At 60.3% G+C, this 8,086-nt stretch carries 10 protein-coding genes and 1 pseudogene; 5 read left to right on the top strand and 6 right to left on the bottom strand.

The features are described 5' to 3' along the window. Positions 1-321: 321 nt before the first annotated feature. The 5 genes and pseudogenes from EOA29_RS17765 to EOA29_RS17745 all read right to left on the bottom strand — a co-directional run bounded on the left by EOA29_RS17765 (position 322) and on the right by EOA29_RS17745 (position 3,207). Entirely contained in the window at positions 322-1,239 is a 918-nt protein-coding gene (locus EOA29_RS17765; protein ID WP_127221217.1) for an NADP-dependent oxidoreductase, read from the bottom strand. Between the two features lie 92 nt (positions 1,240-1,331). Beyond that, positions 1,332-1,538: a hypothetical protein gene (locus EOA29_RS41470; RefSeq protein WP_189478917.1), complete on the bottom strand. Its 207-nt coding sequence runs from the start codon at positions 1,536-1,538 to the stop codon at positions 1,332-1,334. 173 nt (positions 1,539-1,711) lie between these two features. Beyond that, on the bottom strand, positions 1,712-1,942 hold the full coding sequence (locus EOA29_RS17755; protein WP_245468483.1) for a LysR substrate-binding domain-containing protein: 231 nt from the start codon (positions 1,940-1,942) through the stop codon (positions 1,712-1,714). Positions 1,943-2,009: 67 nt separating this feature from the next. Further along, positions 2,010-2,144: pseudogene (locus tag EOA29_RS17750) on the bottom strand (transposase); the annotation flags it as partial. 160 nt (positions 2,145-2,304) lie between these two features. Further along, on the bottom strand, positions 2,305-3,207 hold the full coding sequence (locus tag EOA29_RS17745; protein ID WP_127221218.1) for a LysR family transcriptional regulator: 903 nt from the start codon (positions 3,205-3,207) through the stop codon (positions 2,305-2,307). A gap of 131 nt (positions 3,208-3,338) precedes the next feature. Here EOA29_RS17745 and EOA29_RS17740 point away from each other — a divergent pair, with 131 nt between their 5' ends. From EOA29_RS17740 to EOA29_RS17720, 5 genes are all read left to right on the top strand, one after another. Continuing rightward, positions 3,339-4,064 (top strand): SDR family NAD(P)-dependent oxidoreductase, encoded by a 726-nt coding sequence (locus EOA29_RS17740; RefSeq protein ID WP_127221216.1) that lies wholly within the window; start codon positions 3,339-3,341, stop codon positions 4,062-4,064. Then, a complete protein-coding gene (locus tag EOA29_RS17735; protein ID WP_127221215.1) occupies positions 4,058-4,543 on the top strand; it encodes a RidA family protein in 486 nt (161 codons plus the stop codon). Before EOA29_RS17740 ends, EOA29_RS17735 begins: the two co-directional genes overlap by 7 nt. A 124-nt stretch (positions 4,544-4,667) precedes the next feature. After that, a complete protein-coding gene (locus EOA29_RS17730) occupies positions 4,668-5,714 on the top strand; it encodes a D-cysteine desulfhydrase family protein (protein WP_127221214.1) in 1,047 nt (348 codons plus the stop codon). Between the two features lie 40 nt (positions 5,715-5,754). After that, positions 5,755-6,513: an alpha/beta hydrolase gene (locus tag EOA29_RS17725; RefSeq protein ID WP_127221213.1), complete on the top strand. Its 759-nt coding sequence runs from the start codon at positions 5,755-5,757 to the stop codon at positions 6,511-6,513. A gap of 215 nt (positions 6,514-6,728) precedes the next feature. Continuing rightward, the gene (locus EOA29_RS17720; RefSeq protein WP_127221212.1) at positions 6,729-7,031 is read left to right on the top strand and encodes an antibiotic biosynthesis monooxygenase; all 303 of its coding nucleotides are present in this window, start codon (positions 6,729-6,731) and stop codon (positions 7,029-7,031) included. A 696-nt stretch (positions 7,032-7,727) separates the two neighbouring features. Here EOA29_RS17720 and EOA29_RS42265 read toward each other — a convergent pair. Continuing rightward, positions 7,728-8,086: hypothetical protein (locus EOA29_RS42265; protein WP_210213151.1), on the bottom strand; the 359-nt coding region annotated here is incomplete at its 5' end.

Raw genomic sequence — 8,086 nt, 5'->3', positions numbered from 1 at the left:
GGCTAACGGAAGGAAGAAATATGTGCTAAATCATTGATAAATAACGACAATGGTGGGCCCGGAGGATGTGGTCAGAATGTTGATTTCATTGCGTTTTTCGTGGGTCAAAATCAGAAATTTTTCCGTATCGTTCCGTATGGTTCCGTGACGCCATACAGTCGACTTTAGCTAACCCAATGGCTCCTTTGCAAACATACGCGGCCCTTCGGAGCCATGTTCCAAGATGACCGCAATGGGGCCGAAACCAGACTGACCGGTTTTGGAGTCTGATCGTGGGAAGCTGCCGTTCTGGCAGACGATATCCTCAACCTTGTCGAGTTGTCACGGACGAACGCGGATGACCGTCTTCCCCGCGTGGCGCTCGGTCGCGTTGAAGGTGGCGATGGCATCGCCGAGGGCCGAGACTTTGCCGATGTTCGTCCGCAGTCGTCCGTCCCGCACCCGCTGGACAATCTCGCTCAGTTGGGCACGATCGGACTCGACCACAAAGTCGACCGCCAGGCCGTCTGCGGGCCGCGCCTCGGCCGGTCCGACGACGGTCACCAGTGTTCCTCCGGCTCTAATCAGGGCTACGGACCGCTTCTGGATATCGCCGCCGATGACATCGAACACCAGGTCGACTGGGCCGACGTCTTCCAGGGCGTCGTTCTCGATGTCGACGAATTCATTTGCGCCGAAGTCGAGCGCCTTCTGACGGTCGGCGGCGCGTCCGGTGCCGATGACATAGGCGCCAGCCTCTCGTGCGAGTTGCGTCACCATCGAACCGACTGCGCCGGCCGCCCCGTGCGCGAGGACGCTCTGCCCCGCCTGAAGGCGGCCGTGCTGAAACAGTCCCTGCCATGCGGTCAGGCCTGAGATTGGCAGGCTCGCGGCCACCGTGAAGTCGACGTCGCCCGGCAGTGGCGCCAAGTTGCGTGCCTCCATGGCTACATACTCCGCGAGCGTCCCGTCGCGATGCCAATCCGCGAGACCGAACACCCGCTGCCCCGCCGACAGTCCAGTCGTGCCATAGCCGAGAACGGTGACCACTCCGGCCAGCTCGTGCCCAGGGATCGACGGTGTCCGGTTACGATCGCGGCGGTCGGCCCAGGTCGAAGGCCACTCCAACTCGGTCGGGACGAATCCCGACGCATGAACCTGAACGACGACGTCGTTTATCGCTGCCTGCGGCTCGGGCCGCTCCACCAGCTTCATCCCAGCCGTCCCCGCAGCTTGATCCGTTACCACAATTGCTCTCATTGGAGTTGTCTCCTCGGTCATTTGTCTCGCTGGATGGAAATGCTGCTGGTAGAAGCGAATGGCCTATGTCTGCCTAGGCTTCAGCGCTCGCTTTACGCCAACCTGTCTGCCAGCGTTCCATGCAGGCCGACCTCTCGCTGCAGGATCATGCTGTGAAATTGCCATTGTAGTTCTCCTTCGGCGACCTTGGCCAATGAAGAAACGATTGGAGGGGGGAAAGCTGGTTCGGGGCCGGTAGCGGAAGGCCAGCTATTGAGCTCACATAGCAACGAGCAGCCACCCCCGACGCCCTTGGTCATCGTGTCGATCAGCGCCGATCACGAGCGGAGCGAAGCCGCCCCTGGGTTCACCGCTATTGCAGGATAGACGCCATCCGCGCCGTTCCTGAGATACATGCAATACGTGCGTTGAAGGAGATTGCCACCGACAGTTCTCTTCCCCAACGCTGACGGCCGGCAGGACAGGTTCTTGTTCAGGGTGCAGGAACGAAAACTTTGCCAGGAAACGCCCTCTCCATCACATCCAGGAAAGCGCGAACCTTTGCACCGATAAGACGTCGCGAGCTTTGGAGCGCCCAGATTTCCACAGATGGACCGGCATGAGTTCCCCAGCAAACAAGCCGGCCTGCCTCGATATCACCTTCGACAAGGAGCTTCGGAAGCAACGCCGCGCCCGCACCCGTCAGAACCGCATCGCGCACCATCAGCGGAGAAGAGAAGCGCAGGACCGGCTCGGGCTTGAAAAGGACTCCGTCCTCAAGTTCGGATTTTGGTCCAGCTTTCTGGCAGGAACAGCCGCAAAGCCACCGGAACAGGAACCTCGTCGCGTGCCAGCGTCAGCGATACCAGCGTCTGGCAGTTGGCGCGTTTGCCCAACATCGACGCATACTGCGGCGCGACCCCGACTTCTTCCGCGACTGAGGCTCGCCCATTTGCAATCGAGGTATCTCAGCCCGTCCGCAATAAGTTGCAGAGTGATCGGCATTCGACGTGGCATTGCGGGAAGCTCTACATTTGGCTGTCGGCATGAAATTGAGGCGACGCTATCCTAAGATAGCCGCCGTGCTTATCGCAGCGGAATCCAGAGGGGACTCTTCCAGGCCTTCAGTTCGTCGAGAAATACCTGCAACTTCGCCGGCAGAAATCGGCGCGTCGGATAGACGGCATGCACGAAGATTTCCGGGGACGACCAATCGGGCAGAAGACGGACGAGTTCCCCGCTCGCGATCTGGGCATCGCAATAGGTCGACGGTAGCAGGCCGATGCCGTGGCCCCGATAGGTGAATGCGCTCACCGCCTGGAAGTCCCTTGCCGCCACCGGCCCCGAGACGTGGAGCTTGATGGATTTCTTGCCGCTGACCAGATGCCATTCCACCTCATTGTTTCGCGCCTGCAGGAGCACGCATCGATGTTGGCGCAGGTCCTCGGGCCGCGATGGGGGAATCCGACCGTGCAGATATTCCGGCGTGGCGACGACATAGCGCACGCTCTTTCCGATGCGCTGCGCGATCAGGCTCGAATCCTGCAGTTCGCCAAAACGGATAGCGACGTCGGTATTCTCGGCTATCAGGTCCAGGAACAAGTTGGTGATGAACAGGTCGGCCTGGATATTCGGATAGGTCTTCAGAAATGAGGACAGGAACTCGTAGAACGGTTCCTGGCCAAGGATAGCCGGCGCGGAGATCCGCAGAAGACCCTCCGGCTGCCTCTGGGTCTGGGTAAGCACCCGTTCGGCGTCGAAGAGCTCGCTCAGCGGCTCGCTGCATTGATTGTAATAGGCACGACCTTGCGCCGTCAGGCTGAGCTTGCGCGTCGTCCGATGTAGAAGGGTCACGCCGAGCTTTTCCTCTAGGGCCGTAACCTTGCGGCTGACCGTGGAGACGGGCATGCCGAGTGCGTGGGCCGCGCGGCTGAAGCTCTCGAACTGCGCGACCCTTACGAAGACGATGATGTCGTTCAGATCGGTCATGCCGGACTTTTGCATGGGTGCAAAAGACATTCCAGATATTTCCACCTAATCGAGAAATCGTGTCTGCACCATATACGCTCTCACTAGGGCAATCCGACAGATTTGACGCCGCCCTTACATTGGAGATGAACATGCAGACGCGGAAAACGGCCGTGATCACTGGCGCCTCTCAGGGCATCGGTGCCGGCCTCACGAACACCTTTCTCGAAAGAGGCTACAACGTCGTCGCGACCTCACGGCAGGTCAGTCGGTCGACGGAGCTCCACGCATCCGACCGCCTGGCCCGCGTCGACGGCGACATTGCGGACCCAGAGACGGCCAAGGCCGTCGTCGAAACCGCGCTTGCGCAGTTCGGCTCGATTAACGCCCTGGTCAACAATGCCGGGATCTTCTTCACCAAGCCTTTCATCGACTACACGATCGAAGATTACCAACGCCTCGCGGCCACAAATCTCGAAGGGTTTTTGCACCTCACGCAGCAGGTCGTGCGGCAGATGCTGGCGCAGAAGAGCGGCGGCAGCATTGTCAGCATTACTACGCCGCTGGTGGATCGGCCGATTGCCGGCGTGGACGCCTCGGTCGCCATGCTGACCAAGGGCGGCATCGAAGCGATGTCGAAGAACATCGCCATGGAATATGCCAAGGAGCACATCCGCGCCAACACGGTCGCACCCGGCGTTGTCGACACGCCGTTGCACAAGGATAACCCGAAGGACTTCCTGAAGACGCTCTCGCCCATGCACAGCATCTCCGGCGTCCAGGAAATTGCCGATGCGGTGCTCTTCCTGACAGAGGCGCCGCGCATAACCGGGGAGGTGCTGCACGTCGACGGCGGCGCACATCTGGGAAGATGGTGACCGGTATGAGCACGCAAGCCAGTGCGGAACAGCAGCTCAGCGATCTCGACATCGTGCTACCGCCGCCGCCTACCCCCTTTGGCGCTTATGTCGAAACGGTGAATATCGGCAATCTGCTCTTTCTGAGCGGCATGCTGCCGGTCGTCGGGCGCGAGCTGCAATTCATCGGACGCGTCGGTGGCGCGCTGTCGGTGGAGGACGGGAGAAAGGCTGCGGAGATCGCTTGCCTCAGCGCCTTATCCGCGGCCAGGGAGCATCTCGGCTCGCTCGACAAGATAACCGGCGTGGCAAAGCTCGGCGTCTATATCGCGACGGAAGGCGACTTCCGGGACCACCCGAAAGTCGCCGACGGAGCGTCCGAGCTGCTCGTCAAGGTCTTCGGCACCGGGATGCTCTCGGGCCGCGTCGTTCTTGGCGTCGCCAGCCTGCCCCTTGGCATGCCGGTCGAGGTCGAGCTCGTCTTTGAAATCGCGGCTTAGGCGAACAAGGCAGCGCTTTGCAACACATGGACGTAACGATGAAATTCCAACGCGCGTTGCGGGACACCTCGACCAAAAAACTTACGCGAGATGAGCGGTCGTTTTCCACTACCGAGGTGTAGTCATGTCTCTTTCCCAAGCTCTCAGTCTCATGCCCCGTCGCGCCTTGTTGGAAGGGCCAACACCCATACAGCGTCTATATCGTATCGAGGAGGCTTTGGGTTCTTCATCGAATGGCGTTCGAATCTACGCCAAGCGCGACGACCTGATGTCGCTGGGCGGCGGCGGCAACAAGCTGCGGAAGCTTGAGTTCCTGCTCGGCGATGCGGCCGGGGCAGGCGCGGACACGATCATCGCCACAGGCGGCCGGCAATCGAACTTCACGCGCCTGGCGGCTGCCGCGACCGCCAGGCTGGGGCTGGCCTGCGAACTGGTTCTCGCGCCGTTGGTGCCGCGTGGAGGGGACGAATACGATCGAAATGGCAATATTCTGCTCGACGATCTTTTCGGCGCTCGCATCCACGATCTACCCGCCGGCGTCAACCCGACCAGGTTTGCGGAGGAGCGGTTCGAGAAGCTGCGCCAGGCTGGCCACAGTGCTTATATGGCGACCCTCGGCGGCTCCTCGGCGGTCGGAAGCCTCGGCTACGCGGCCTGCGCGCTCGAAATCGAGACGCAGTCCAATGATCTCGATATCGATTTCGCCGAGGTCGTGGTCCCGAACGGAAGTTCAGGGACGCAGGCTGGACTGGTCGCGGGATATCGGGCGCTGGGGCTTGATACCACGCGGGTGAGATCTCACTCCGTGCTTGCGCCCGCCGCCAGCGCCATCTCGACAACGGTCGAGAGGGCCAATGCCGCGCTGAGCCTCCTGGGGTTTGAGGCGTCGCTGAGCTCGAATGACGTCAACCTTTCGGGAGACCAGCTGGGTCCAGGCTATGGCATTTCAACATCCGCCATGGTCGAGGCGGTTCGGCTGATGGCGACCCGGGAGGGCCTGCTGCTAGACCCTGTGTACGGCGGGAAAGCGTTCGCCGGCTTGCTGGCGGACATCTCGGCCGGACGATATGCGGCTGGCGACGACGTCCTCTTCATCATGACCGGCGGGACTCCGGGCCTCTACGCCTACGCAACCGATTTTCTCGGCGCGGCCCACCAGGGCCCGACCTAAGCAACATCCTCAACCCCTTGAAACACCACAGGAGACTCTCATGTCCACACTACGAAAGACCTTTGCCATTGCCATCATGGTTGCCTTGAGTGGCACCATGGCTCGCGCTGAATCAAAGCCGGCTGCGAAAGATATCGTCATTGTCCACGGCGCCCTGGTGGATGGCTCAGGCTGGCGAGCCGTCTACGACATCCTGTCCAAAGATGGGTTCCATGTGACTGTCGTGCAGGAGCCGCTTACTGGTCTCGCAGAGGACGTCGAGGCCACCAAGCGCGTCATTGATCAGCAGACGGGCCCAATCGTCCTGGTCGGTCATAGCTATGGCGGTTCTGTGATCACGGAGGCAGGCGCCGATCCAAAGGTCAGTGCGCTGGTCTATGTGGCCGCTCTCCAGCCCGATGCAGGGGAAGCCAGCGGGCAGCTTCTGACAAAGTTCGCCGCGCCAAGCGATGCCATGCGGGCCGCTCCGGCCGCCACGGGCAAGTATTTCTACATGCAGCCAGCCCTGTTCGCTGCGACCTATGCCCAGGATGTCCCGGCAACGGACGCTCAATTCCTGGCAGATTCACAGCAGCAGCTCGCGGAGAAAGCGCTGGGAGCGCCGGTCTCCGTGGCCGCATGGCGAACCAAGCCCAGCTTCGCTATCCTGACCACCCAGGATCATGTCGTGAGTCCGGAGCTTCAGCGCTGGATGTACCAACGCTCGGGCGCCAAGGTGACCGAAGTGAGCGCAAGCCACGCCGTCTTCATCTCTCAACCGCGCGCGGTCGCCAAAGTGATCGAGGCTGCCGCAAAGTAGACGATTAGCCGGCAGGCATTCCGCTGATCACCTCATCGTCTAAGAGCGCACATACTTTGCTGTTGACCGGCACGCAAAGCATGTGCGGCTGGGGCGAGGCAGCCCAGACGGCCCTTCGCGCGGCGTTTGGTTCCCGTAGCTGCGGCGTAGCGATTTCGCGCGTAACGGCACTCTAGTGCACCTAACCTTTCATCACTCGCCGGCTTGGAGACACCATGGTCATTCTTCGTTTCAAGATCCATTCAAAACCCGACAAGAGCGACGAGCTGATGGCCGCGCTGGCCGAGATCATCACTCCGGCGCGAGCCATCGATGGCGTCATCAATTTCGATATCGCACGGGTCCTGCGCGATCCCGATTGGTTCATCGCGACGGCGGTTTATGAGGACGGCGCCGCTCTCGAACGACAGGAGTCACTTGCCGAGGTGCACAGGGTCATGGCGATGTTGCCGGAGTCGCTGGTGACGCCGCCTGAGCGAACGATCTACTACGCGTCGCTCGACCCGACACTCGCATAGGTCCGGTTGCTAGCAGGCAGCGCTCCTGAAGCGCCGGAGCATGATATGACCCCCGATCCGCCTGCCGCCAAGCGCTGGTATCGCCGGCATGCCGGGCTGGTGCGAAGGATCTCTTCCGGTCCGACGAAAAGTCCAAGCTTCTCAAGGACACCGCGGAAGCACACGACGCCTTTGTTAATGCCAGGCGCTTCTGGCGTTGAGGGAGCATGCAGAGGGAGCGACGAAGCTCCAATGCCCGCTTCTGGCGCAACCTCAGCGTAATCCCGGCAATGTCCGCTTTCGGCGAAGGGAGAAGTCCTCAGTAATGACCAACATGAGGCGCAAACCTGCCATTCGGTAGAAGATAAATGCGGTCAGTGAATAGCTGGATCAGTTTCTTGAATCAATTTGGGCGAACCGCTTCGTAACCCATTGACGTATAACAATTATGTTGGTCGCTGAGGGTCATCGTTTTCCACACAGAATCAATTTGTTAGCAGCTGGTTCGCCAACCCATTTCCTTCGTATTCTCTCATAGGGCCTGACGAATCCAAGGATCAGGAAGAGGGCTAACTTCAATCCAACTGGTGTCAGCCCTCACATTGCTTTGTTGACCTGGTATGAGCCGGCTGGTTTGGGCCTGCAAACGGACTGTCGGCTTTCGGGCTATTTGGTTGAAAAGCTGACTTGCATCACGACCGCGATCGCCGAAGCGTGCTATCGCGAGAAGATGATACGCTGGATCGAGGCCGACCACAGAGCGCTATCAATCGAGAGGCGGGAAATCATCGGTGCCCGCATGCCTGCTTGGGCTATGTCTCGGAAAGTTGCTCGTTGCAACAAACATAAACAACCCACCTCCTCGACTGTTTGTATGCCCGGCACCTGACGAGAACAACGGTACAAATCACGCAGTCCCTTCAGTGGAATGCCGCGACAAGGAGGCTCAAATGGTCGATAATCGCGAATGTCCAACACTCCTGGCATTGCAAGGACCAAGGGAGGAACGTGCATGAGCATCACGACCAGAAGAACTGTTCTGCGCTCGACCGTCGTGGCGGCCGCCACGACGGTCG

It is taken from the genome of Mesorhizobium sp. M1E.F.Ca.ET.063.01.1.1, assembly GCF_003998155.1.
GTDB lineage: Bacteria > Pseudomonadota > Alphaproteobacteria > Rhizobiales > Rhizobiaceae > Mesorhizobium.
Note: the sequence above shows the minus strand (reverse complement) of the source record. Positions and strands in the feature narration are given on the sequence as shown.

What these genes read in the sequence shown, in the direction of transcription:
- EOA29_RS41470 (WP_189478917.1), bottom strand. Translation starts at nt 1,538, where the DNA reads ATGACCAAGGGCGTCGGGGGTGGCTGCTCGTTGCTATGTGAGCTCAAT.
- EOA29_RS17765 (WP_127221217.1), bottom strand. Translation starts at nt 1,239, where the DNA reads ATGAGAGCAATTGTGGTAACGGATCAAGCTGCGGGGACGGCTGGGATG.
- EOA29_RS17755 (WP_245468483.1), bottom strand. Translation starts at nt 1,942, where the DNA reads ATGGTGCGCGATGCGGTTCTGACGGGTGCGGGCGCGGCGTTGCTTCCG.
- EOA29_RS17725 (WP_127221213.1), top strand. Translation starts at nt 5,755, where the DNA reads ATGTCCACACTACGAAAGACCTTTGCCATTGCCATCATGGTTGCCTTG.
- EOA29_RS17740 (WP_127221216.1), top strand. Translation starts at nt 3,339, where the DNA reads ATGCAGACGCGGAAAACGGCCGTGATCACTGGCGCCTCTCAGGGCATC.
- EOA29_RS17730 (WP_127221214.1), top strand. Translation starts at nt 4,668, where the DNA reads ATGTCTCTTTCCCAAGCTCTCAGTCTCATGCCCCGTCGCGCCTTGTTG.
- EOA29_RS17720 (WP_127221212.1), top strand. Translation starts at nt 6,729, where the DNA reads ATGGTCATTCTTCGTTTCAAGATCCATTCAAAACCCGACAAGAGCGAC.
- EOA29_RS17735 (WP_127221215.1), top strand. Translation starts at nt 4,058, where the DNA reads ATGGTGACCGGTATGAGCACGCAAGCCAGTGCGGAACAGCAGCTCAGC.
- EOA29_RS17745 (WP_127221218.1), bottom strand. Translation starts at nt 3,207, where the DNA reads ATGACCGATCTGAACGACATCATCGTCTTCGTAAGGGTCGCGCAGTTC.